This is a genomic window from Cupriavidus sp. GW822-FHT03E04 (genome assembly GCF_058801495.1).
This window is the reverse complement of record NZ_JBXANI010000024.1, coordinates 59,707-83,421: the sequence shown is the minus strand read 5'-3', so window position 1 is coordinate 83,421 and position 23,715 is coordinate 59,707. Positions and strand designations below refer to the sequence as shown.

The window sequence follows — 23,715 nt, the reverse complement described above, 5'->3', positions numbered from 1 at the left end:
CAGCCAGCCCGGCTGGCCTTGCGCAACGGTCAGGAGCCTCTCAAGTATAACGCGCCCATCTGGCACGACTCGGCGTTTTGGCGGCAAAAGACGGCATTAGTGCTTCCGAGGGGATCGATCGCCGGGCGCATTCCTTCGCGCGCTGGCGCCGTTCTCCCGTCAGCCGGGGCGCCCGAGCCGGCGCGCAACCGCCCGCAGCGCTGACTCGCCCCCCGCCACGCACACCCCGCCCACGCAGATCACCGCCACGCCGAGCGCGGTGATCCAGTCCGGCAACTGGCCGAACGCCAGGTAGCCGATGGTCGTCGCCGACAGGATCTGCAGGTAGAGGAAGGGACTGAGGAATGACGCATCCGCGTACTGGAACGCGCGAATCACAAAATAGTGGCCAATCGAGCCGGTGATGCCGGTGCTCAGCAGGAGCACGGCTTGCAGCGGCGTGGGTGCCGCTTCGAACCAGAAGAAAGGCACCAGCAGGGTGGTCAGGGCGGCGCCGGTCACGCCGCTCTGGATCAAGGTGGTCATGGGCGCGTCATGCGCGGCGATGCGCCGCGTCAGCATCTGCATCAACGCGAACACCAGCGCCGACAACAAGCCCAGCGTAATGCCGGCCCCGCTCAGCTCGCCGCCGGGGCGCACCACGATCAGCATGCCAATGAAGCCGATCGCCACGCCGCTCCAGCGGCTGACGCGCGCATGCGCGCTCGGGCGCTCGCCGAGCAGCCAGGGCGACAACGCCACCACGAACAGCGGCGCGCAGAAATTCAGCGCCGTGGCCTCGGCCAGCGGCATCAGCTTGAGCACGCTGAAGAACACCAGCGTGGAGACCAGCATCATCCCCCCGCGCAGCCATTGCAGGCCCGGTTTCACGGGGCGCCATTGCTGGCGGAAACGCACCGGCCCGAGCAGCAGGAAGATGGCGGCCACATGGCCCACGTAGCGTACCCACGCCACGCCCACCACCGGCAGGCCCTGCTGGGTCAGCGTCTTGCTGCTGGCATCCAGCAGGCTGAGGATCCATTGGCCGAGCACCAGCAGGGCCACGCCGGTCAGCAGCTGGCGCCGGGCCTGCGAGCCGCTGGCGGCCCGCAGGCGGGCGCCGCCATCCGTCGCCTTGCTCATGCCTGCTGCGCCCGCAACAGGGCATTGAACAGGTCGCGCACCGGCAGGTAGAGCTCGCTCGCGGTCAGGCCGGCGGGGCCGGTGCCCTGCGCCACCAGGTGGTCGGCGGCGCGCCCGTGCAGCCAGACCGCGGCCTGCGCGGCCTGCAGCGCTGGCATGCCTTGGGCCAGCAGGGCGCCAATCATGCCGGCGAGCACGTCGCCGGTGCCGGCGGTGGCCAGGCCGGCATTGCCGGTCGGGTTGATCGATAGCGACATGCTGCCAAGCGCATCCGGTGGCGACGCGATCACCGTGCCCGAGCCCTTGAGCACGACCACGGCCTGCCATTGGGCCGCCAGCGAGCGCGCCGCCGCCAGGCGGTCGCGCTGGATCTCGGCCACGCTGATGCCGGACAGGCGCGCGGCTTCGAGCGGGTGCGGCGTCATCACGCGCACCGGCGGGCCGCCGCCAAGCATGGCGGCAAGCGCGGGGTCCGCGGCCAGCAGGTTCAGCGCATCGGCATCCAGCACCAGCGCGGGCGGCTCGGTGGCGGCCACGCTGGCTTGCAGCAACTGCGCCAGCTGCTTGCGCGCCGCCGTGCCCATGCCCGGGCCGATCACCAGCGCGGACATGTAGGTCAGCTCGATCTCCGCGATCGGGTGCAGCATCAGCTCCGGGTGCACAAGGTCGATCAGCGGCGCGGGCTGCGCCAGGAAAGCGATGTGCACGCGCCCGGCGCCAAGGTGCTGCGCGGCACGCGCGCCAAGCAGCGGTGCGCCGGTCATGCCGATGCCGCCGCCGATCACGGCGAGCGAGCCGAACGTGCCCTTGTTGGTGGCATGGCGCCGCGTGGGCAGCGCCGATGCAAACGACGCCGGCACGTTGACCGTGGCGCAGGCAGACTGGGCCGGCGGGTAGCGCAGGCCGAGCGGGGCGATATCGACCTCGCCCGCGCAATCGCGCCCGTCGAGCGTGAGCAGGCCCGGCTTGGCACCGATGAAGGTGAGGGTGCGGCGCGCGCGTACCGCCGGCGTGCCGGCGCCGGTATCGGCGAACAGCCCGCTCGGGATGTCGAGCGAGAACACTGGCAGCCGGGATTCGGCAAGGTGCGCGATCCACTGCGCCGTGAAGCCATCGGCGGCGCGGTTCAGGCCAATGCCGAACAAGCCGTCGACCAGCGCGCAGGTGTCCGGGGGAAACGGCGGCAGGGTGCCATGGCAGGCGGACTCCGGCATGGCGTGCAGTATCACGCCGGCCGCGCGCGCCTCCAGCCAGGCACGCCCGGCGTCGGCGGGCAGGCGATCGGGCTCGGCCGTCAGCCACACCTGCACCTGCCGCCCGGCCTGGTGCAGGCGGGTGGCGGCCACCAGCGCGTCGCCGCCGTTGTTGCCCGGGCCGGCCAGCAGCAGCAGCGGGCCCGCTGGCGCATGGTGCGCCAGCCAGGCCGCCGCGGCAGCGCCGGCCCGGGACATCAGCGCGAAGGCGGGCAGGCTGGCCATGGCGGCCGCTTCAATGTGGCGGATGGTCGCCACGTCGTACAGCGGGATCACGCTGGCGCTTGCCGCGTCCAGGGGCAGCCAGGCATCGTCGGGCAGCGCAGCGGCCAGCGTGGGAGAAGTCGGGGCAGAGCTTTGCATGGTCAGCGTGGGCCTAAGCCGTAGCGGTCGGGGGTCAGGCCATCCAGGTCGATGCCGGGGCGATTGCCTGCGATCAGGTCGGCGGCAATGCGCCCGGAGCCGCATGCCATCGCCCAGCCGGTGGAGCCGTGGCCCAGGTTGAGGTAGAGCCCGGGCACGGCCGTGGCGCCGATCAGCGGCGGGCCATCGGGCAGCATCGGGCGGGCGCCGGCCCACAGCGTGGCCGTGCCATAGTGGCCTGCAACCGGGAACCAGTCGCGCGCCACCTTGAGCAAGGTGTTGATGGCCGCGGGGCGCAAGTCGAGCTTGCGCGAGCCGAGCTCGGCGGTGCCGGCAATGCGCAGTCGGTTGCCCATGCGGGTGATGGCGACCTTGTACGACTCGTCCATCAGCGCGCCCAGCGGCGCCTGCAGCTCGTCGCTGACCTGCACGGTGGCGGAATAGCCTTTGACGGGGTAGAGGGGGATGCGCAGGCCCAGCGGGCGCAACAGCGCGGCGCTGGCTATGCCTGCACTGACCAGCACGCGATCGGCGGTGAGCGTTTCGCGCGCGCCGCGGGCATCGCCGGCACCGGTGCTGCGCAGGTCAAGCGAGAGCTTGCCGCCCGGCAACGGCCGCAGCGCGCTGGCGTCGCAGTCCATGACAAAGCGCACGCCCGCGGCCTCGGCCAGCACGCGCAGCCGGCGCACGAACATCGGGCAATTGCCGGATTCGTCCTCGGGAAGATGCAACCCGCCGGCCAGCGGCGTGTCGGTGGTCAGGCCAGGCTCGATGCGCCGGCAGCCGTCGGCGTCGACCAGCCGGTGCGGCACCTTGTGCTCGCGCAGCAGGGCCAGCGCCGGCTCGGCGAGATCCCGGTCGCGCTGGGTACGGAACAGCTGCAGGTAGCCTTGAGATTGCTCGTAGTCGATCTGGAGCTGGCCGCGCAGCGCATGCAGGCATTCGCGGCTGTAGAAGGCCAGGCGCTGCATGCGCAGCTTGTTGAGACGGTAGCGCTCCAGCGTGCATTCGCCCAGCCAGCGCGCGATCCAGCGCCACATGGCCGGATCGGCGCTGGGCCGGAACAGCACGGGCGAGGTGCTGGCGAAGAGGTTGCGCAGCACCTTGCCCGGCATGCCGGGCGCCGCCCAGGGTGTGACATAGCCCGGTGCGATCACGCCAGCGTTGCCGAAGCTCGACTCTTGCGCCGGCGCGGCGCGCCGCTCGACCACGGTTACGTCGAAGCCAGCCTCGCGCAGGTACCACGCGGAGCACACGCCGATGACACCGGCGCCGATGACGATCACATGCATGGCGCTCCGTAGGTTACTTCAGTTACTTCAGCTCTTTTTGCATCACCACATCGGGCAGCCAGGTGACGATCTCCGGCCACACGGTGACGATGCCGATGGCCACCACCATCATCATGAAGAACGGCAGCGAGACCCGCGCTATGTAGTTACTGTCCTTGCCTGTCATGCTCTGCAGCACGAACAGGTTGAACCCCACGGGTGGCGTCACCTCGGCGATCTCCACCAGCAGCACGATGAATATCCCGAACCATACCAGATCGAAGCCCGCGGCCTGCACCATCGGCAGCACCGTGGCGGTGGTCAGCGCGATCATGGAAATGCCATCGAGCGCGGTGCCCAGCAGGATGTAGATCACGGTCAGCACGGCGATCAGCGCCCAGGGCGACAGGTGCATCGAGGCCACCCATTCCGCCAGCGCGCGCGGGATGCCCGTAAAGCTCATGGTCACCGACAGGAACGAGGTTGCGCCCAGCACGAACATGATCATGGCGGTCAGCCGGGTGGCCGACATCAGGCTTTCCCAGAACGCCTTGCGCGTGAGCGAGCCGCCCACCCACGCCAGCGCCAGCGACGCCACCACGCCGTAGGCGGCCGCTTCCGTGGCGGTGGAGTAGCCGGTGATCATGATCCACGTGATAAAGGCGATCAGCACGATGCACGGCATCAACTGGCGGATCGAGGCGAGCCGCGAGCGCCAGTTGAAGACTTCCGCCTTCGGCGTCTTGTCCGGGTTCGACAGCGCCCACACCACGATGTAGCCGGAGAACAGCAGCATCAGCAGCAGGCCGGGCAGGAAACCGGCCAGGAACACGCGGATGATCGACACATCGGCCGAGACCGCATAGACCACCATGGTGATCGAAGGCGGGATCAGGATGCCGAGCGTGCCAGCGCACGACAGCGAGCCCAGCGTCACGCGCTCATCGTAGCCGCGCCGGGTCAGCTCGGGCAACGCCGACTTGGCGATGGTGGCGCAGGTGGCGGCAGACGAGCCCGACACCGAGCCGAAGATGCCGCAGCCCAGGATGTTGACGTGCATCAGGCGCCCGGGGAGCCAGTTCAACCACGGCGAGAGCCCGTTGAACATCTGCTCGGACAGCTTGGTGCGAAACAGTATCTCGCCCATCCACACAAAGAGCGGCAGCGAGGCCAGCGTATACGACGCGCTGGACGACCACCACGCATTGGCCAGGTTGACCAGCGCATCGCGATCGGCAAACACCACCAGCCCCACCCAGGAGGTGACGGCAATGGCCACGGGAATCCACGCGCCGATGACCAGGAAGCCGATCATCACCACCAGCAGGATCAGGGAAATCAGGACGGTGCTCATCAGACGGTCTCCCCGAAGTCGCCGGCGGCCAGCTTGGCTTCCTGCGCCAGCTGGTAGCGCGGCTTTTGCTTGCGCGCCACGCGCAACAGTTCGTCCAGCACCGCCAGCATGAAGCCGGCGCAGCCCAGCACCGCAAAGCTCTGCGGAATCCACAGCGGCACCACGATCTGGCCCTGCGACACATCGCCGATCTCCCAGCTCGCCCAGGCGAAGCTGAACAAGGCCCAGGTCGCGTAGGCAGCGAACACCGCGCAGATGGTCAGCGAGATCAGCTCCAGCCACCAGCGCACGCGCGGCTTGACGGCCTCCAGCAGCATTTCCACGCGCACGATGCCGCCGTGCTGGAAGGTCTGGCCAAGTACGAGAAAGGCGGAGGCGGCGCACAGCCACGCAACGATGTCGTCGCCGCCCTTGAAGATAAACGTGGTCTCGCGCGAGAACGACATCAGGATCATGATGAGGCAGACCCCGAGGATGCACAGCGCGCCGAGCACGGCGAACAGGTCAAGCAGCCGGTCCAGCCAGCGCTTGTTGACGGAAGTGGCTTCCATGGCGAGTGGGGAGGGTTGATGCGGTGAAAAAGAGGGCGCGGGAGGCTTGCGGCAGCAGGGCCACGCCGGCGTGCAACGCCGCCGTGGCCGGATACGGATCGCTTGATTCTCGCTAGAGCACTGACTACGGCGCCAACTACAGCGCCAACTATGGCAATGACGGAAACGCCTACTTCTTGTATGCGTCCAGGATGGCCTTGCCGTCGTCGCCGGCGCCCTTGGCCCAATCTTCCACCATCACCTGGCCAAGCTTCTGCATGTCTTGCTTCAACTGGGGCGAGGGCGGCTGCACCGTCATGCCGTTCTTGCCAAGCACGGCCAGGTATTCACGCGTCTTTTGCTCCGAGATCTGCCAGCCGCGCTTCTCGGCTTCGGCCACCGTCTTGAGCAGGGCATCCTGGGTTGGCTTGTCCAGCGCCGCGAAGGACTTCTTGCTGACCACCAGCATGTTCTTGGGCAGCCAGGCATCGACGGTGTAGAAGTACTTCACGCTCTCCCAGACCTTGGTGTCCACGCCCGTGGCGCCCGAGGACATGAATGAATTGACGGTGCCGGTGGCGAGCGCCTGCGCCAGGTCGGCTGCCTGGATGGTCACCGGCTGTGCGCCCACCAGTTCGGCGATCTTGGAGGTGGCGGGGTTATACGCGCGCCACTTCAGGCCTTTCATGTCGGCCGCGGTGTTGATCGGCTTGTTGGCGTAGATGCCTTGCGGCGGCCAGGCCACCGCGTACAGCAGCTTCATGCCTTGCTTGTCCAGCACCTTGTCAGTGACCGCGCGCGAGGCCTGCCACAGCTTGTAGGAGTCCTGGTAGCTGGTCGCGAGGAAGGGCACCGCGTCCACGCCGAACACCGGGTTCTCGTTGGCCAGCAGCGACATCAGGATCTCGCCCATCTGCACCTGGCCGGTCTGCACGCCGCGCTTGATCTCGTTGGCCTTGAGCAGTGAGCCGTTGGGATGGATCACGATCTTGAGCTTGCCGCCGGTGGCCTTCTCCACGTCGGTGGCCATCTGCTGCAGGTTTTCGGTGTGGAGGTTGCTCACCGGGTAGCCGGTTGGCAGGTCCCATTTGGTATCCGCCCGCGCGGCCGACGTCATCACGGCAGCGGTGGCAAGCACCCCGCCCAGCAACATGCACTTCAGTGTGGCCTTCCCTTGCATCGATCTCTCCTGGTTTGTCGTTGCGGCTACGTTTGTCTTGGATTTTGTTCTGAAGTCGTCTTGCCCGCGCCACCTGGCTCAGGGGTGGCGCGGGTTACCTCTGTCCTTGCCGCGGCGCCTCAGGCCGCCGGCTTGATGATGGATTCCAATGCAATTGCCGTGCCCAGCAGTTGCGCGTCGCGCAACGCACCGTGCGAGAGCATCAGGCCCACGGGCAGCTCGTCCGGCTGGTGGCAGGGCAGCGAGATGGAGCAGCCATCGAGGAAGTTGAACGCCGACGTATTGCGCAGCAGCAGGGCGTTGGTGCGGAAGAACAAATCGTCGTCCGCCACCAGGGGGGCGATCGGCGGCGCCACCATCGGCACGGTGGGGCAGGCCACGGCGTCGAAGCCTTCGATGCGAACTGCTACCCGCGCGATCCAGTCAAGGCGGGCGCGCATCAGGTCCACGTAGTCGGCCGCGCTCATGGCCGCGCCGCGGTCGATGCGCGAGGCGACGCGCGGATCGTATTGCTCGCGCCGCGTGGCCAGCACGTGGCGGTGGATGGCATGCGCCTCGGCGGCGGTGAAGCCGCCGCCGGCGTTGATGCTGGCCAGCTCGGCCAGCTCCGGCAGGTCGATGTGCTCGATCTGCACGCCGGCCGCGGACAGCCGGCCGAGGGCGCGGTCGAACGCGCGCGCCACCGTGTCATCGAGTCCGTCGAGCAGGACCTGGCGCGGGATGGCCAGGCGGATACCCGCCGCGGCCTTGATGACGGGGAGCACCGCCTGGTCGGCGATCACGCTGTCCACCAGCACGCAATCCTGCACCGTGCGCGCCATGGCGCAGGCGGTGTCCAGCGTATAGGAGAGCGGGAAGGCGCCATCCAGCGGCACGCGCCGGGCGGTCGGCTTGAAGCCGGTCAGCCCGCACAGGGCAGCCGGGATGCGGATGGAGCCGCCGGTGTCGCTGCCCAGACCCGCCGCGGCCAGGCCCAGCGCCACGGACACCGCGGCGCCCGACGACGAGCCGCCGGGAATGCGCGCGACCTGCTTGTCCGCGGGGTTCACCGGCGTGCCGAAATGCGGGTTGATGCCCACGCCCGAGAAGGCGAACTCGGTCATGTTGGTGCGCCCGACCAGCGCCGCGCCGCTCTCGCGCAGCCGGCGCACCACCGTGGCGTCGGCCGTGGCCGCCAGCGCGTCGCTGCGCACCGGCGAGCCTGCGCGCGAGGTTTCGCCGGCGATGTTGAACAGGTCCTTGACCGAGACCGGCAGGCCGGCCAGCGGATGCAGCGGCTTGCCCGCCCGGCAGGCCGCATCGGCGGCCTTGGCGACCTGCGCGGCGGTGTCGAAGGTGGTATGCAGGAACACGGCGTGCGCGTCCGGCTGTTGCGCGTGCTGCGCAGCCTGGGCGATCACGTCGGCGCGGGAGATCGCGCCATCGCGAAGTTTTGTCTGTAATGTTTGGATATCCGTGGGCATGGGGCTCGCGATCAGTCGCGCTCAGGAGGGGTCCGATCGAGTCTATCGAGTGCGTCCGCGCTGCGCAACCAGCCCATGGCGGGGCACGCCTGCGTCCCCGCGATAGTGCGCAACCCGCGTTCCCCGCCCTTTTTTCGTGCAGAATCCACGGTGACATCCCCGATGTTTTGCTTGGATTTATTTTGTGTTTATCCTCATAATTTGTTAATAAACTGTCAAGCCAAATATGGTGGCCGGGACATCGGGGTTACACCTAGTCATTCTTGTCGTTCCGTGCGTACACCGACCCCTGAAAGGAGTGAAGACATGGCGCGTAAGCCAGCAACTCAGCCAGCAACCGAGCCAGCAACCGAGCCAGTAGCCGATCAAGCCGAGGGTGGCCAAGCGCCCGCCAGATCTGCGGCCAGCGCGCTGGCGCATCCGTCGGGCCCCAATATCGTTTCGTCTTCGCACCTGGTGTCGGAGCGCAGCCCGGAGCTGTCGGAGTTCGAGTTCGGCCTGAACACGGCCTACAACGCCTACAGCCGCTGGGTGGTACGCTGCATGGGCGCCTCCGGCGTGCGCGACCTGACCTTCCTGGACGTGCTGGTGCTGCATCACGTCAACCACCGGGCGCGCCCCAAGCGGCTCGCCGATATCTGCTTCGTGCTCAACGTCGAGGACACCCACCTGGTCACCTACGCGCTCAAGAAGCTGCAGGGCCTGGCACTGGTGGAGGGCGAGCGCATCGGCAAGGAAGCCACCTACATCACCACCCCCGCCGGCACCCAGGCCTGCGCACGCTACCGCGAGATCCGCGAGCAATGCCTGACCAGCAATTTCTCCGCCGGCAGTGCCGAGAACGTGGAGATCGGCGAGCTGGCACGGCTGCTGCGTGTGCTGACCGGCCTGTACGAGCAGGCCGCACGCTCGGCAACGTCCCTGTAGCAGCAAGCACATCGCGCGCGACCGGCCTGCGCCCCGGCCGCGCCGCCGCATGGCCGCCCGTTTTTTCCCGACATCTCCATCACGCCCTAGAAGGAAGCCCCCGTATGCCGAAGTCGCTGCCATCCTCCGCCGCCGTTGTTTCGGACCGTCGCCGCTGGCAATTCTGGATAGATCGCGGCGGCACCTTCACCGATGTGGTGGGACTCCAGCCGGACGGCACGGTGGTCACGCACAAGCTGTTATCCGAGAACCCGGAGCAGTACAGCGATGCCGCCGTGGCCGGCATCCGCCACTTGCTGGGGCTGGCGCCGGGCGAGCCGGTCACGCCGGCGCAGGTGGAAGTGGTGAAGATGGGCACCACCGTTGCGACCAATGCCTTGCTGGAGCGCAAGGGCGAGCCGGTGGCGCTGTTCATCACGCGCGGCTTTCGCGATGCGCTGCGCATCGCCTACCAGAACAGGCCGCGCCTGTTTGACCTGAACATCGTGCTGCCGGAGCTGCTCTACCGCGAAGTCGTGGAGGTGGGCGAGCGCCTGGATGCGCAGGGCGAAACGGTGACGCCGCTCGACGAAGCCGCGCTGCGCGCCGATATGCTGCGTGTATTCGACAGCGGCATCCGCGCCATCGCCATCGTGTTCCTGCACGGCTACCGCCAGGCGGCGCACGAGCAGGCCGCCGCGCGGATCGCCCGGGAGACCGGCTTTACGCAGATTTCCGTCTCGCACCAGGTGTCGCCACTGATGAAGCTGGTCTCGCGTGGCGATACCACGGTGGTGGACGCCTACCTGTCGCCGATCCTGCGCCGCTATGTCGGGCAAGTGGAGCAGCAGATGCCGGGTGTGCGCCTGCAGTTCATGCAGAGCAGCGGCGGGCTGACCGATGCGCACCGCTTCCAGGGCAAGGACGCCATCCTGTCCGGCCCGGCCGGTGGCATCGTCGGCATGGTGCGCTCGTCGCAGAGCGCGGGCTTTGGGCGCATCATCGGCTTCGACATGGGTGGCACGTCGACCGATGTCTCGCACTTCAACGGCGATCATCCCAACGATTTCGAGCGCGTGTTCGAGACCAGCGTGGCGGGCGTGCGCATGCGCGCGCCCATGATGAGCATCCACACGGTGGCCGCCGGCGGCGGCTCCATCCTGCATTTTGACGGCAGCCGTTTCCGCGTCGGCCCCGATTCGGCCGGCGCCAACCCGGGGCCGGCGAGCTACCGGCGCGGCGGCCCGCTGGCCGTGACCGACTGCAATGTCATGCTCGGCAAGATCCAGCCGCGGCATTTCCCCGCGGTGTTCGGCCCGCGCGCCGATGCCGCGCTGGACCGCGACACGGTGGTGGCCAGGTTCGCGGCGCTGGCGCAAGCGGTAACGGAAGCGACTGGCGATCAACGCAGCGCCGAGCAGGTGGCCGAAGGCTTCATCGAGATCGCGGTCGGTAATATGGCCAATGCCATCAAACAGATCTCCGTGCAGCGCGGCCACGACGTGACCGGCTACACACTGACCACCTTCGGCGGCGCCGGCGGGCAGCATGCCTGCCTGGTGGCGGACGCCCTCGGCATGCAGACCGTGTTCGTGCATCCGCTGGCGGGCGTATTGTCGGCCTACGGCATGGGCCTGGCCGACCGAACCGCCATGCGCGAGCGCGCCGTGGAGACGCGCCTGGACGACAGCGCATTGCCCGCGTTGCAAGCCACGCTCGATGCGCTGGCAAGCGAAGCGCGGCAGGAACTGCTGGAGCAGGAAGTCGCCGAGGCGCAGATCGATGTGGTGCGCCGTGCGCACCTGCGCTATGAGGGCACGGATTCGGCGCTGGTGGTGCCGTTCGGCACCTTGCCTGCCATGCAGGCGGCGTTCGATGCCGCGTACCGCCAGCGCTATGCCTTCCTGATGCAAGGCAAGCCCCTGGTCGTGGAAGCCCTGTCGGTGGAAGCCATCGGCAGCAGCGAGCCGCCCGAGGAGAAACTGCCCGACGCGCAGCCGCGCACCGGCGGGCCCGTGCCGGCGGAACTGGTGCGCGTGTTCAGCGGCGGCGCCTGGCACGACACCGGCCTGTTCCCGCGCGATACGCTGCGCCCCGGCGACGTGCTGCCGGGCCCCGCCATCATTGCCGAGCGCAACGCCACCACGGTGGTCGAGCCCGGCTGGCAGGCTGAGCTGACCGCGCGCGACCACCTGGTGCTGACCCGCGCCGTGCCGCGTCCCCAGCGGCGCGCCATGGGCACCGACGCCGATCCGGTCATGCTGGAAGTGTTCAACAACCTGTTCATGTCGATCGCCGAGCAGATGGGCCAGCGGCTGCAAAACACGGCGTACTCGGTCAACATCAAGGAACGGCTCGACTTCTCCTGCGCCATCTTCGATGCCGGCGGCAACCTGATCGCCAATGCCCCGCACATGCCGGTGCACCTGGGCTCGATGGGCGAGAGCATCAAGACCGTGATCACGCGCAATGCCGGGCACATGGCCGATGGCGATGTCTACGTGCTCAACGACCCGTACAACGGCGGCACGCATCTGCCGGACGTGACGGTGATCACGCCGGTCTTCGACGAGGCTGGCGCGGAGATCCTCTTCTACGTTGGCTCGCGCGGCCACCATGCGGATATCGGCGGCATCACGCCGGGCTCGATGCCGCCGGACTCCACGGTGGTGGAGGAAGAGGGCGTGATGATCGACAACTTTCCGCTGGTGAAGGCCGGTGTGCTCGACGATGCCGGCATGCGCGCACTGCTGGCGGGCGCGCGCTACCCGGCCCGCAATATCGACCAGAACATGGCCGACCTGCGCGCCCAGGTGGCGGCCAACGCCAAGGGCGTGGAAGAGCTGCGCAAGATGGTGGTGCAGTTCGGCCTGCCGGTGGTGCGCGCCTATATGGGCCATGTGCAGGACAACGCCGAGGAAGCCGTGCGCCGGGTCATCACCGCGCTGAAGGACGGCGCCTACCGCTACCCGCTGGATAATGGCGCGCAAATCCAGGTACGCGTGACCGTGGATCAGGCCAGACGCGAAGCCGTGGTGGACTTCACCGGTACTTCGGCGCAATTGCCCAACAACTTCAACGCGCCGCGCGCGGTCTGCATGGCGGCCGTGCTCTACGTGTTCCGCACGCTGGTCAACGAGGACATTCCGCTCAATGCCGGCTGCCTCAAGCCGATCAACGTGATCATCCCCGAAGGCTCCATGCTCAATCCGCGCTATCCGGCCTCGGTGGTGTCGGGCAATGTGGAAACGTCATCGTGCATCACCAACGCGCTTTATGGCGCGCTGGGCGTGGTGGCGGCCAGCCAGGGCACCATGAACAATTTCACTTTCGGCAACGCGCGCTACCAGTACTACGAGACCATCTCCGGCGGCAGCGGCGCGGGGCAGGGTTTCAACGGCTGCGACGTGGTGCAGACCAATATGACCAACTCGCGCCTGACCGACCCCGAGGTGCTGGAATGGCGCTTCCCGGTGCGGCTGGAGAGCTATGAGATCCGGCCCGGCTCGGGTGGCGCGGGGCAGTGGCACGGCGGCAACGGCGGCATCCGCAAGGTGCGCTTCCTGGAGCCGATGACGGCGTCGATCCTGTCCAACAACCGCTTGCATGCGCCGTTCGGCATGGCCGGCGGCGAGCCCGGCGCGATGGGCCGCAACTACGTGGTGCGGGGTGACGGGAGCGAGCAAGCGCTGGGCCATGTCGGGCGTTGCGAGATGCAAGCGGGCGATGTCTTCGTGGTGGAAACGCCGGGAGGCGGGGGCTACGGCAAGGTGTAAGGGCGTGGCGGGGCGAGCCGGGGTGCAATGCGCCGGCTCGTCGCACGGGCTTCGCGGGCGCGGCGAATTTACACTCGCATTCATTTCCATTCATTTCCCACAGATCAGTCTTTCGTCACTTCCTGAATTTTCGATCCATCGTTTTTGCCAGGTTTGGCGCGCCGGGCGTCGCTGCCGGACACATCGCGTTGCAGCAAACTCCTTGACTTATCCTCAGGTGATTCCTAGGTTTATGAAGACCCTGGGGGGCGAGGCCATCGTGCAGCAAGTGGTCCTTCCCGGGGGGGCAAGGGAGGGACCGCAGTGACGCCACGCAGCAGATCAATCGTTCTTGGTATCGCATTGATTGGCGCATTGATTGGCGCGCTCGCCGCGGGCGGGTGTACCAAGCCGGAGCCGGGCCGCGTCCTTGACGAGGCGAAGCAGGCCGGCCGGGGCCCGGAAACGTTCCGGCACGCATCGGAAGACTATTTCCACGACATGGATCGTGGCGTTGCGCTGACCCAGGAAGAAATCGCCGGCCGCAATATGTGGCTGGTGTGGAGCGGCGGCAACGACCGGTTCTGGGACGACATGACGAACTTCACGTTCGGTGCGTTCGACCTGCTCAAGTCCATCAGCTCGCATCCGAGCCAGGGCTATTCCCGCGACACCCGCTGGCGCTATCTGGGCCTGCTCAACGAGCCCTGCTTCGAAAAACCCGCAGGGCCCGATCCGCAGCGCTTCGGGCTGTGGCTGGACCAACGGGTCAAGGATTGCCCGGCCGATCCCTTCGAGAACGAGCAAGCCTATCCGGGCGTCAAGATTGGCGCGCGCGGCACCACGTTCGCCAATGGCGCGAAGCTGCCGGTGGGCTCTTACTACGGCTACCCCACGGGCATCGTCGGCTTGCGGCTGTTCCCCAACCCGGCCTTTGACGAGAAGGCTGCGAAGGCATGGGATCCGCAGCGCTATTACACCGATCCCAAGTACTACAATCGCGCGGATCTCGTGCGGCCCTACCGCGTTGGCATGGCCTGCGGTTTTTGCCACGTGGGCCCGAGCCCGATCCATCCCCCCGGGGATCCCGCGCACCCGCAATGGCCCGAGCTGAGTTCCACGGTGGGTGCGCAGTACATGTGGGTGGACCGGCTGTTCATCCATAACGCATCGACGCCCGAAGGCCGGCAGAACTTCATGTTCCAGCTCGTGCATACCTTCCGCCCGGGCACCATGGATACTTCGCTGGTGTCCACGGACAACATCAACAACCCCCGCACCATGAACGCGCTCTACGACCTGATGTCGCGCATGGGCGTGGCCAGGCGCATCGGCGAAGAAAAACTGGCCGGGGGCGAGCTGAACAACCGGCAGCTCAACGACTTCGTCAAGACCGGCGCGTTGACGCAGTTCTACACGCCGCCCGACACGGTATGGACGCCGCATGTCCTCAAGGACGGCGCCGATTCGGTCGGCGTGCTGGGCGCATTGAACCGGGTGTACCTGAATATCGGCCTGTTCAGCGAGGAATGGCTGCTGCACTTCAATCCCATCCTCGGCGGCAAGGCGATCTCGCCCATCGAGCTCGCCGTGGCGCAGAAGAACTCGAGCTACTGGAAGGCGACGGAAGCCGGCACGATCAATATGGCGCTGTTCCTGCTGAAGGCGACCCCGCCGGACCACTTGAGCGATGCCCCGGGCGGCGCTGGCTTCCTGGCGGATACTTCCACGCCGGCCGGCGCGCAGATGCTCGACCGGGGCAAGGTCGTGTTCGCCGACACTTGCGCGCGTTGTCATTCCAGCAAGGCGCCGCCGCCGCCGGCCAGCCTGAACCTGCAGAACTGCGCGGGCCCGAACTATCTCGCCTGCTTCATGCGGTACTGGAAATGGACGCAGACGGACGAATTCAAAACGCAGATGCGCGACGTGGTCAAGGCGCCGGACTTCCTGGCGGGCAACTATCTGTCGTCCGATGCGCGCATTCCCGCCACGCTGCTGCGGACCAACGTGTGCAGCCCGCTCGCGACCAATGCACTGCGCGGAAATATCTGGGACAACTTCTCGTCGGAGTCGTACAAGACGCTGCCCTCGGTGGGTAGCGTTACCCTCAACGACCCCTTCACCGGCGAGCGCTGGCAATACCGGATGCCGGCGGGCGGCCGTGGCTATACCCGCGTGCCCTCGCTGATCAGCATTTGGTCGACGGCGCCGTTCCTGCTTAACAACGCGCTTGGACCCTTCAGCGAGGATCCGTCGGTCGCCAGCCGTATCCAGGTCTTCGATGCGTCCATCGAGCAGCTGCTCTGGCCCGAGAAGCGCGTGCATGACGACATCCTGGGCGCCAAGGTGCCGGGCACCATCGATCGCACTACCGAGCGCAGCCAGATTACGGTGCCGGAGGGCTTCGTGCCGGACGCGCTCCAGCCATTGCAGGGCTTCATGCACCGCTATGCGCCGTGGCTGGTGGGGGCGAGCGGCGATGTGACGATCGGGCCGGCGCCCAGGCAGATGCCGGTCAACCTGCTGGCCAATATCCAGCCGCTATCGGAGACCACCGACGTCGGGGCCAAGGCCGAGCATGCGGCCAAGGTGGTGGGCCTTGCGCTCAAGCTGAGATCGGACCTGGCCTCCGTGCCGGAGGGTGCGACCGACGCGGATCTGGGCAAGACCTACGCCGATCTGGTCAAGCCGATGCTGGCACTCAGCAAGTGCCCGGATTTTGTCGTGAACCGCGGCCATTACTTCGGCACGGCGGAGTTCAACAACCAGGCCGGCCTGAGCGCCGATGAGCAATCGTTCGGGCAGGAGCCGGTATTGAGCGATGACGAAAAACGGGCCTTGATTGCCTTTCTCAAGACGTTTTGACGTAGGCGGCGCGGCGGGGATATGTCTGCTCCAGGCGAACAAGCATGGGATTACGTGATCGTCGGTTCCGGCGCGGGGGGCGGCACGCTCGCCGCGCGGCTGGCGGAGGCCGGCATGCGCGTATTCCTGCTCGAGGCCGGCAACGATGCGCGCGAGCCTGGCACGGCTTGCATGCCGGAGGATTACGAGGTGCCGGCGTTTCATGCCTGCGCCTCTGAGAATCCGGCCATGAGCTGGAATTTTTTCGTGCGCCACTACGCGGACGATGCGCAGCAGCGCAGGGACCCGAAGTACGGCAGCGAAGGCGTGCTCTATCCCCGGGCGGCGACGCTCGGCGGCTGCACCGCGCACAACGCGATGATCTTCCTCTACCCGCACGACTCGGACTGGGACGGCATTGCCGAGCTGACCGGCGACCACTCGTGGAAAGCCGCTCGCATGCGCCGGTATGCCAAGACGCTGGAGCAATGCCGGCACCGTCCGCTGTGGGCGCTCGCGCGCCGCCTTGGCTTCGATCCCACGGCGCACGGCTGGGACGGATGGCTCAGCACCGAGCGCGCGTTCCCGCTCGAAGCGCTGGCCGACAATGCGCTCACGCGCCTGATCCTGGGCTCCATGGAACTGGCGGCGCGCAGCGTGCCGCGGCGCCTGCATGCGGTCCTGAGCTTCTTGCGCTGGCAGGGCGATCCGAACGCCAGGATCTGGGCAAGGCGATGTTTCAAAGGCGTTTGCTATACGCCGCTTTCCACGCGCGGGCATGCGCGCCACGGCGCGCGCGAACGGGTGCTGGATGTGGCGACCCGCCTGCCGTCGTGCTTGCATATCGAGATGGACGCGCTGGCCACGCGCGTGCTGCTGGACGCGCACGGCACGGCGACCGGTGTCGAATACCTGAAGGGCAAGCGCCTCTACCAGGCCCACGTCTCGCCAAGCACGGCGCCGGGCGTACGCCATGAAGTGCACGCGCGCCGTGAGGTGATCCTGGCGGGCGGGGCGTTCAATACGCCGCAACTGCTGATGCTGTCAGGCATCGGCCCTGCCGAGCACCTTCGGGCGCACGGCATTGCCGTGAAGGTGGATTTGCCGGGCGTCGGGCGCAATCTCCAGGATCGCTATGAGGTGGGCGTGGTAAGCCGGATGGCGCAGCCGTGGCGCATCCTCGATGGCGCCCGCTTCCAGAAGGATGATCCGGCCTATTGCAGCTGGCGCGACCGCCGGCATGGGGTCTACACCTCCAACGGCGTGGCGATCGGGGTCGCACGGCGCTCGCGCAAATCCGCGCCCGCACCGGATGTGTTCTGCATGGCGCTGGTTGAGCATTTCACCGGCTACTTCCCGGGTTACTCCAAGCTATTCGCCCAGAGCGACGATGCGCTTACCTGGGCCATTCTCAAGGCACACACGCGCAACCGCGCGGGCACGGTGCGGTTGCGCTCCGCGAATCCGCTCGAGCCGCCCTTGATCAATTTCCATTATTTCGAAGAAGGCGGGGCGGGGGCGGACGAGGATCTGCGCGCGGTGATCGACGCCATCCGCTTTGTGCGCAAGCTGGCAGCGCCGCTGGCAGAGCGCGGCGTGATCGCGCAGGAGCAGCTTCCTGGCGCGCACCTGCGCAGCGACGATGAACTGGGCGGCTATGTGCGCGACAACGCCTGGGGGCATCACGCCTCGTGCAGTTGCGCCATCGGCGCGCGTGCGGCGGGCGGCGTGCTGGGCAGCGATTTTTCCGTGCATGGCACGCGCGGGCTGCGGGTTGTCGACGCGTCCGTCTTCCCGAGGATTCCCGGCTTCTTCCTGGCCAGCGCGGTCTACATGATCGCCGAGAAGGCTGCCGACGTGCTCTTGCACGAAGCGAACGCCGCGGCGAAGGCGAAGGCGACGGCGGCGGCGACGGTGTAGGCAGGCGCGACATTGGAGGTGCAAACATGGCATACGACGTACGCATGCTGCTGGAAATGAGCCAGGACCAGCTTGACGATCTGTTTCGCAACAGCCCGGCCGGCGATATTCCGGATGGCGAGGCCGCCGGCACCGCGATCATCTCGCCCGGCACGGTATTCACCGAGAGCATCGCCAAGATGATCAACCTCTTTGCCTGGCAGGGAAAGGTCTTCGACGCCAAGCGCGGCGTTCTCAAGAACCGCGTCTCCATCTTCGGGCTCGAGGCGATCCTGGCGAAGGTGTACAAGGGCGAGAGCTGGCTTGACCAGAAGGAGTGCATTGTCCTGGACTATTCCGCCACATCGCTGGTCGCGCATTGGATCCGCGACGAGATTCGCTGCATCGCGCCTGGCGTGTATCTTGGCAAGGTGTACTGGGACAAGCATCGCCTGATCGATTTCTGCCTCGAGTTCTGATGAAGCGCAGAGCGTTCCTGGTCGGTGGCATCGGCGGCATCGGGGCAGTCGGTGCGTTGCTGATCGGCTGGTCGGTGCTGCCGCCTCGGCAGCGGCTGGCCACGTCGCAGCCGTTGCCGGCGGTTGGCACGCAGGTGGGGCTCAATGGCTGGGTCAAGATCGCAGCGGACAACACCGTCACCATCATGATGTGCCGCTCCGAGATGGGGCAGGGCGTGCACACCGGCCTGGCCATGGTGCTGGCCGACGAGCTGGATGCCAGCTGGGCGCACGTGAAGGTTGAGCACGCGCCCGTGGACAAGATCTACAACAACCTGGAAGTCGTCGTCGAGGATCTCCCGTTCCGCGCGGACGACGACAGCGTGGCCAGGCATCTGGCCGCCTGGCTGACCGCCAAGCTCATGCGCGAGATCGGCGAGATGGTGACAGGCGGCTCGTCGAGCCTCAATGACTTGTGGGACCCGATGCGCGAGGCCGGCGCATCCGCCCGCGCGATGTTGATCGGCGCGGCAGCCGCGCGGTGGAACGTGCCAGCGGGCGAGTGCCGCGCGCAGGACGGCAAGGTACTGCATCCGTCCGGGAAAACAGCCACCTTCGGTGAACTGGCGGCCCAGGCCGGGAAGCTCCCGCTGCCGGCAAAGGTGGCGCTGAAGACGCCATCCGAATTCAAGCTGATCGGCAAGGACATACGCCGCCTGGAGGCCGCATCCAAGATCGATGGCACGGCGCGCTTTGGCATCGACGTGCTGCCCGAGGGCCTGCTGTACGCCAGCGTGACGATGTGCCCGACGCTGGGCGGCACGGTGGCGAGCTTCGACGGCGCGGTTGCCGCCGCGATGCCGGGCATCGTCAAGGTGCTCGCGGTGGATGCCTACAACGGCGGCACCGGCGGGGTGGCGGTGATCGCCGACAACGCGTACCGGGCCATGAAGGCGCTGGATGCGGTCAAGATCGTGTGGAACCCTGGCCCCGCCGCCTCGCTGTCCAGCCCGGAGGTGAGCCGGCGTCTCGCGCAGGCGCTGGATGCCTCCGACGGCCACGCCTATTACCGGCACGGCGATGTCGAAGCGGCATTGAAGTCAGCCGCCAAGCCCGTCAGCGCCGAGTACAGCGCGCCCTACCTCGCGCATGGCGCGGTGGAGCCCATCAACTGCACGGCGCAGGTGCGCGACGGCGCGGCCAGGGTCTGGGTCTCGACGCAGTTGCCTGGCCTGGCGCGCCGGGCGGTGTCGAAGGTCCTCGGCATCGATGCCGACAAGGTCGATGTGCAGCCGCAACTGATCGGTGGCGCGTTCGGGCGGCGGCTGGAGGTGGATTTTATCTCCCAGGCCGCGGCAATCGCGCGCGCGGGCGGTGGGCGGCCGGTGCAGACGATCTGGTCGCGCGTCCAGGACACCACGCACGACTTCTACCGGCCTGCCTGCCTCTCGCGCTTCAAGGCCGGGCTCGACGGCGCGGGCAACCTGGTGGCCTGGCACAACACGTCGGCCAGCCAGGCGATCGTGCCGGCCATGCTGGCGCGCTTGCTTGGCCTGCCGGGCCTGGGCATCGACAAGACCACGACGGAAGGCGCGTTCGACCGGCCCTACGAATGGCCGAACGCGCGCGTCGGGCACGCGATTGTCGACCTGCCGGTGCCGGTGGGTTTCTGGCGCTCGGTGGGCCACTCGCACCAGGCATTTTTTACCGAGAGCTTTATCGACGAACTGGCGGCGGCCGCCGGCAAGGATCCCGTTGCCTTTCGTGCCAGCCTGCTGGTCAGGCATCCGCGTCATCTGGCCGTGTTGCACATGGCCGCGGACAAGGCCGGCTGGGGAACGCCGTTAGGGAAGACAGCCGACGGCGCCGCACGCGCACGCGGGGTGGCGCTGCACGAGGCATACGGCAGCATCGTCGCGCAGGTGGCGGAAGTATCCGTGGCGCCGGACAAGACCGTGCGCGTGCACCGGGTGGTCTGCGCGATCGATTGCGGGCTGCCGGTGAACCCGAACCTGATTCGCCAGCAGATGGAGAGCGCGATCATCTTTGGCTTGTCGGCCGCGCTGTTCGAGGAGATCACGATCGTCGACGGCCAGGTGCACCAGAAAACGTTTGGTGACTTCCCCGTCATCTTCATGAACAACTGCCCGGCCATCGAAACCCACATCATGCCAAGCCAGGACCATCCCCAGGGTGTAGGTGAACCGGGCACGCCCCCCATTGCGCCGGCGGTGGCCAATGCCCTGTTTGCGCTGACGGGACAGCGCCTGCGCGCGTTGCCTTTGAAACTGGCCTGAGTCCCGGGAGAAAGCCATGCTGCCCCTGAACATCAACGGTAAGACAGTGTCCGTGCAGTCCGATCCGGACACCCCTCTGCTGTGGGTGCTTCGGTGCGAGCTGGGGTTGACCGGCACCAAGTATGGTTGCGGCATCGGCGTTTGCCGGGCCTGTACGGTGCAGTTGAACGGCGCGCCGCAGGTCGCCTGCATGAGCCCGGTCTCCGCGCTGGCCAATATCCGGATCGTGACCATCGAGGGCTTGCGCGGCCCGCAGGCGCAAGCCTTGAGGGCCGCCTGGCTCGATCTGGACGTGGTGCAGTGCGGCTACTGCCAGAGCGCGCAGCTCATGACCGCCAGCGCGCTCCTGAGAAGCAACCCAAAGCCCAGTGATGCCGACATCGATAAGGCGATGGAGCACATTGTCTGCCGCTGCGGCACCTACCCGCGGATCCGCGCTGCTATCCACCAGGCCGCCGGGCAGCCACGCACCTGAGGCAGCCCCGCCCGGCGAGGGTTTTTACCGATAACGTGAACGCAGGGGGCGACAAAGAATGAAACCCCAATTCCTGTTCAGGTTATTCGCGCCATGCCCATCGCGGCGAAACCGCCCTTTGCGCTCACAAGCGGGTTGCGTTCGATCATCCATGGCATGGCGTGCCGATTCACGCTGTGCTGACCGATCCCGGCGCTGTTGATGCCGCTATTGGCGGCGCGGTTGGCTTACCTGAGCATCGTCAACGCGCCACCAAGGAGACCCCATGCCGGACAACGCAAGCTGTGCCCACGCGGCCACGGCTGATTTTCATCGCCTGCTGGCGCGCGAGCTGCCGGAGCACGACGAGCAGGACTGGGAAGACGCGCAGCGCGGCTTCGTCGGCACCATCCCCAATGCCAAGGTGGCACGCGCCAACGGGCACGGCGTGTGGAACATGGAAGCCTATGGCTTCCTGGATGCCGCCGAGGCGCCGGATACCGTCAACCCCAGCCTGTGGCGGCAGGCGCGCCTTAACCGCATCCACGGCCTGTTCCAGGTCACGCCGCGCATCTTCCAGGTGCGCGGGTTCGATATCGCCAATATCACCTTTATCGAAGGCGACACCGGCGTGATCGCGCTGGACGCGCTGACCTGCCCGGAGACCGCCGCAGCCGCGCTCGCGCTGTACCGGGCGCATCGCGGCAACCGCACGTTGCACACCGTGATCTACAGCCACAGCCATGCCGACCACTTTGGCGGCGTGGCGGGGCTGGTTGACGAGGCCGACGTGCGCGCCGGGCGGGTCCAGGTGATTGCGCCCTCCGGCTTCATGCACCACGCCATCGCTGAGAACGTGATCGGCGGCGTGGCCATGGCGCGCCGCGCGCAGTTCCAGTTTGGCCACACGTTGGCCAAAGGGCCGGCAGCGCAGGTGGATGCCGGCCTGGGCAAGACGCTGCCGATGGGCCGCTCGACGCTGATCGCGCCAACGCGGTCGATCGAGGCCGAGCACGAGATCCACGTGATCGACGGGCTGGAGATCGAGTTCCAGCTCACGCCAGAGACCGAGGCGCCCTCCGAGATGCACCTCTTCATCCCGTCCGAGGGCGCGCTCAACCTGGCCGAAAACGCCACCCACAACCTGCACAATCTTTGCCCATTGCGCGGCGCCAAGGTGCGCGACGCACTGGCATGGTCCAAGTACCTGCACCGCGCGCTGCACCGCTATGGCCCGCGTACCGTGGTGGTGCTGGCCCAGCACCACTGGCCGACCTGGGGCGCGGAGCGCGCCCGGCGCTTCCTGTCCGAGCAGCGCGACCTGTACCGCGTGCTGCACGACCAGACCGTGCGGCTGATGAGCCATGGCCTGAAGGCCGGCGAGATCGCCGAAGGGCTGCAACTGCCGGAGTCGCTGGCCAGGCGCTGGCACACGCGCGGCTACTACGGCACCGTGTCGCACAACGTCAAGGCGATCGTGCAGCACTACCTGAGCTGGTACGACGCGCATCCGGCCAACCTGCATGCGCTGCCGCCGGTGGCCGCCGCGCGCAAGCACCTGGAATACATGGGCGGCATCGACGCCGTGATGGCCAAGGCCCGCGCCGACTACGAGCGCGGCGAGTTCCGCTGGGTGGCCGAGGTGCTCAAGCACGCGGTCTACGCGCATCCGGCGCATGCCGAGGCGCGCGAGCTGGCGGCCCGCGCGCTGGAGCAGATGGGCTTCCAGGCCGAGTCGGCGACGTGGCGCAATGCCTACCTGCTGGCCGCGCGCGAGTATCGCGAAGGGCCGCCGCAGGCCAATCCGCAGGGGCCGCCGGCCAACGCGCTGATGGGCGCGATGAGCAACGAGCTGCTGTTCGACGCGCTGGCGGTGCGCATCCACGGGCAGCGCGCGCAGGGCATGGCGTGCCAGATCGGCTGGCTGTTCACCGACAGCGGCGAGCATTGGATGAGCACGCTGTCCAACTGCGCGCTGAGCAGCCTGCTGGTGGAGGCGGCCGATGTGGTGGCCGATGTGGCGGCTGATGTGGCGGCTGATGTGGCGGCTGATGTGGCGAACACGGCGGACGTGGTCATCGAGACCAGCCGCGACACGCTCGACGCCGTCCTGACCCGGCGCTTGACGGCGGCCGAGGCTGTGGCGCAAGGCCGGCTCACGCTGCGCGGCGATGTGTCGCTGCTGCCGCGCTTCATGGGCCTGCTGGACCAGTTCAGCGGCAGCTTCCCGGTGGTGGACGCGGCGCCCTGGCCGGAGCGCTGAGCCGGCCACCGGCCCGTCGTCGGCGAATCGCAGCCGTTCTGGCTGTGCAAGGTGACGGTGGCGCTGGAGGGCAAGGCCGTGGCGTGGGCGGATTGGGGCGGATTGGGTTCGGCCTGCTTAAGTGGTTTATGAGGCGCAATTAGCCCGGATGCCACCCGGCCCGCGTGATGGCTGCGGAGCTTGTCCGGGCCACCACCACCTTTTGTCCGTCAAGCCACCTCTGCTGCAACGCGGGAACCCCCTCTCGACAAGGTATAATCCCGGTTTCCCGCCAGCACGGCGCCCCAACCAGCGGCGCCGGCC

Annotated in this window: 15 protein-coding genes; 8 read left to right on the top strand and 7 right to left on the bottom strand. The window is 67.5% G+C overall.

Annotation, left to right across the window (positions count from 1 at the left end; genetic code table 11):
• Positions 1-159: 159 nt before the first annotated feature.
• From AC1RQC_RS30125 to AC1RQC_RS30095, 7 genes are all read right to left on the bottom strand, one after another.
• Positions 160-1,122 (bottom strand): DMT family transporter, encoded by a 963-nt coding sequence (locus AC1RQC_RS30125; protein ID WP_492885532.1) that lies wholly within the window; start codon positions 1,120-1,122, stop codon positions 160-162.
• A complete protein-coding gene (locus tag AC1RQC_RS30120) occupies positions 1,119-2,738 on the bottom strand; it encodes an NAD(P)H-hydrate dehydratase (protein ID WP_492885531.1) in 1,620 nt (539 codons plus the stop codon). The genes AC1RQC_RS30125 and AC1RQC_RS30120 overlap by 4 nt, the downstream gene beginning before the upstream one ends.
• Before the next feature lie 2 nt (positions 2,739-2,740).
• Positions 2,741-4,030, bottom strand: coding sequence for a D-amino acid dehydrogenase (locus AC1RQC_RS30115; RefSeq protein WP_492807540.1), 1,290 nt, complete (start codon positions 4,028-4,030; stop codon positions 2,741-2,743).
• 22 nt (positions 4,031-4,052) lie between these two features.
• The gene (locus AC1RQC_RS30110) at positions 4,053-5,363 is read right to left on the bottom strand and encodes a TRAP transporter large permease (protein WP_253927291.1); all 1,311 of its coding nucleotides are present in this window, start codon (positions 5,361-5,363) and stop codon (positions 4,053-4,055) included.
• Entirely contained in the window at positions 5,363-5,914 is a 552-nt protein-coding gene (locus AC1RQC_RS30105; RefSeq protein ID WP_309405805.1) for a TRAP transporter small permease subunit, read from the bottom strand. The genes AC1RQC_RS30110 and AC1RQC_RS30105 overlap by 1 nt, the downstream gene beginning before the upstream one ends.
• A 169-nt stretch (positions 5,915-6,083) precedes the next feature.
• A complete protein-coding gene (locus tag AC1RQC_RS30100; protein WP_174424553.1) occupies positions 6,084-7,046 on the bottom strand; it encodes a TRAP transporter substrate-binding protein in 963 nt (320 codons plus the stop codon).
• A 146-nt stretch (positions 7,047-7,192) separates the two neighbouring features.
• Complete coding sequence (locus AC1RQC_RS30095; RefSeq protein ID WP_492370650.1) at positions 7,193-8,536, bottom strand: amidase; 1,344 nt, start codon at positions 8,534-8,536, stop codon at positions 7,193-7,195.
• Positions 8,537-8,842: 306 nt separating this feature from the next.
• On the opposite strand from AC1RQC_RS30095, the gene AC1RQC_RS30090 reads away from it, so the two are divergent.
• The 8 genes from AC1RQC_RS30090 (at position 8,843) to AC1RQC_RS30055 (ending at position 23,412) form a co-directional block, all read left to right on the top strand.
• Positions 8,843-9,463 (top strand): winged helix DNA-binding protein, encoded by a 621-nt coding sequence (locus tag AC1RQC_RS30090; protein ID WP_492370649.1) that lies wholly within the window; start codon positions 8,843-8,845, stop codon positions 9,461-9,463.
• A gap of 104 nt (positions 9,464-9,567) precedes the next feature.
• Complete coding sequence (locus AC1RQC_RS30085) at positions 9,568-13,218, top strand: hydantoinase B/oxoprolinase family protein (RefSeq protein WP_492370648.1); 3,651 nt, start codon at positions 9,568-9,570, stop codon at positions 13,216-13,218.
• Between the two features lie 342 nt (positions 13,219-13,560).
• The gene (locus AC1RQC_RS30080; protein ID WP_492885530.1) at positions 13,561-16,062 is read left to right on the top strand and encodes a hypothetical protein; all 2,502 of its coding nucleotides are present in this window, start codon (positions 13,561-13,563) and stop codon (positions 16,060-16,062) included.
• Between the two features lie 21 nt (positions 16,063-16,083).
• Positions 16,084-17,961: a GMC family oxidoreductase gene (locus tag AC1RQC_RS30075; protein ID WP_492885528.1), complete on the top strand. Its 1,878-nt coding sequence runs from the start codon at positions 16,084-16,086 to the stop codon at positions 17,959-17,961.
• 26 nt (positions 17,962-17,987) lie between these two features.
• On the top strand, positions 17,988-18,419 hold the full coding sequence (locus AC1RQC_RS30070) for a hypothetical protein (RefSeq protein ID WP_492370645.1): 432 nt from the start codon (positions 17,988-17,990) through the stop codon (positions 18,417-18,419).
• Entirely contained in the window at positions 18,419-20,695 is a 2,277-nt protein-coding gene (locus AC1RQC_RS30065; RefSeq protein WP_492885526.1) for a xanthine dehydrogenase family protein molybdopterin-binding subunit, read from the top strand. The genes AC1RQC_RS30070 and AC1RQC_RS30065 overlap by 1 nt, the downstream gene beginning before the upstream one ends.
• Positions 20,696-20,711: 16 nt before the next feature.
• Positions 20,712-21,170, top strand: coding sequence for a (2Fe-2S)-binding protein (locus AC1RQC_RS30060; protein WP_492885525.1), 459 nt, complete (start codon positions 20,712-20,714; stop codon positions 21,168-21,170).
• 265 nt (positions 21,171-21,435) lie between these two features.
• Positions 21,436-23,412, top strand: coding sequence for an alkyl/aryl-sulfatase (locus AC1RQC_RS30055; RefSeq protein WP_492885523.1), 1,977 nt, complete (start codon positions 21,436-21,438; stop codon positions 23,410-23,412).
• Positions 23,413-23,715 lie beyond the last annotated feature (303 nt).

Excerpts from the sequence above, each read along its gene's own strand:
- AC1RQC_RS30110 (WP_253927291.1), bottom strand. The coding sequence starts at position 5,363 with ATGAGCACCGTCCTGATTTCCCTGATCCTGCTGGTGGTGATGATCGGC.
- AC1RQC_RS30055 (WP_492885523.1), top strand. The coding sequence starts at position 21,436 with ATGCCGGACAACGCAAGCTGTGCCCACGCGGCCACGGCTGATTTTCAT.
- AC1RQC_RS30075 (WP_492885528.1), top strand. The coding sequence starts at position 16,084 with ATGTCTGCTCCAGGCGAACAAGCATGGGATTACGTGATCGTCGGTTCC.
- AC1RQC_RS30070 (WP_492370645.1), top strand. The coding sequence starts at position 17,988 with ATGGCATACGACGTACGCATGCTGCTGGAAATGAGCCAGGACCAGCTT.
- AC1RQC_RS30120 (WP_492885531.1), bottom strand. The coding sequence starts at position 2,738 with ATGCAAAGCTCTGCCCCGACTTCTCCCACGCTGGCCGCTGCGCTGCCC.
- AC1RQC_RS30125 (WP_492885532.1), bottom strand. The coding sequence starts at position 1,122 with ATGAGCAAGGCGACGGATGGCGGCGCCCGCCTGCGGGCCGCCAGCGGC.
- AC1RQC_RS30115 (WP_492807540.1), bottom strand. The coding sequence starts at position 4,030 with ATGCATGTGATCGTCATCGGCGCCGGTGTCATCGGCGTGTGCTCCGCG.
- AC1RQC_RS30095 (WP_492370650.1), bottom strand. The coding sequence starts at position 8,536 with ATGCCCACGGATATCCAAACATTACAGACAAAACTTCGCGATGGCGCG.
- AC1RQC_RS30085 (WP_492370648.1), top strand. The coding sequence starts at position 9,568 with ATGCCGAAGTCGCTGCCATCCTCCGCCGCCGTTGTTTCGGACCGTCGC.
- AC1RQC_RS30105 (WP_309405805.1), bottom strand. The coding sequence starts at position 5,914 with ATGGAAGCCACTTCCGTCAACAAGCGCTGGCTGGACCGGCTGCTTGAC.
- AC1RQC_RS30090 (WP_492370649.1), top strand. The coding sequence starts at position 8,843 with ATGGCGCGTAAGCCAGCAACTCAGCCAGCAACCGAGCCAGCAACCGAG.
- AC1RQC_RS30065 (WP_492885526.1), top strand. The coding sequence starts at position 18,419 with ATGAAGCGCAGAGCGTTCCTGGTCGGTGGCATCGGCGGCATCGGGGCA.
- AC1RQC_RS30060 (WP_492885525.1), top strand. The coding sequence starts at position 20,712 with ATGCTGCCCCTGAACATCAACGGTAAGACAGTGTCCGTGCAGTCCGAT.
- AC1RQC_RS30100 (WP_174424553.1), bottom strand. The coding sequence starts at position 7,046 with ATGTTGCTGGGCGGGGTGCTTGCCACCGCTGCCGTGATGACGTCGGCC.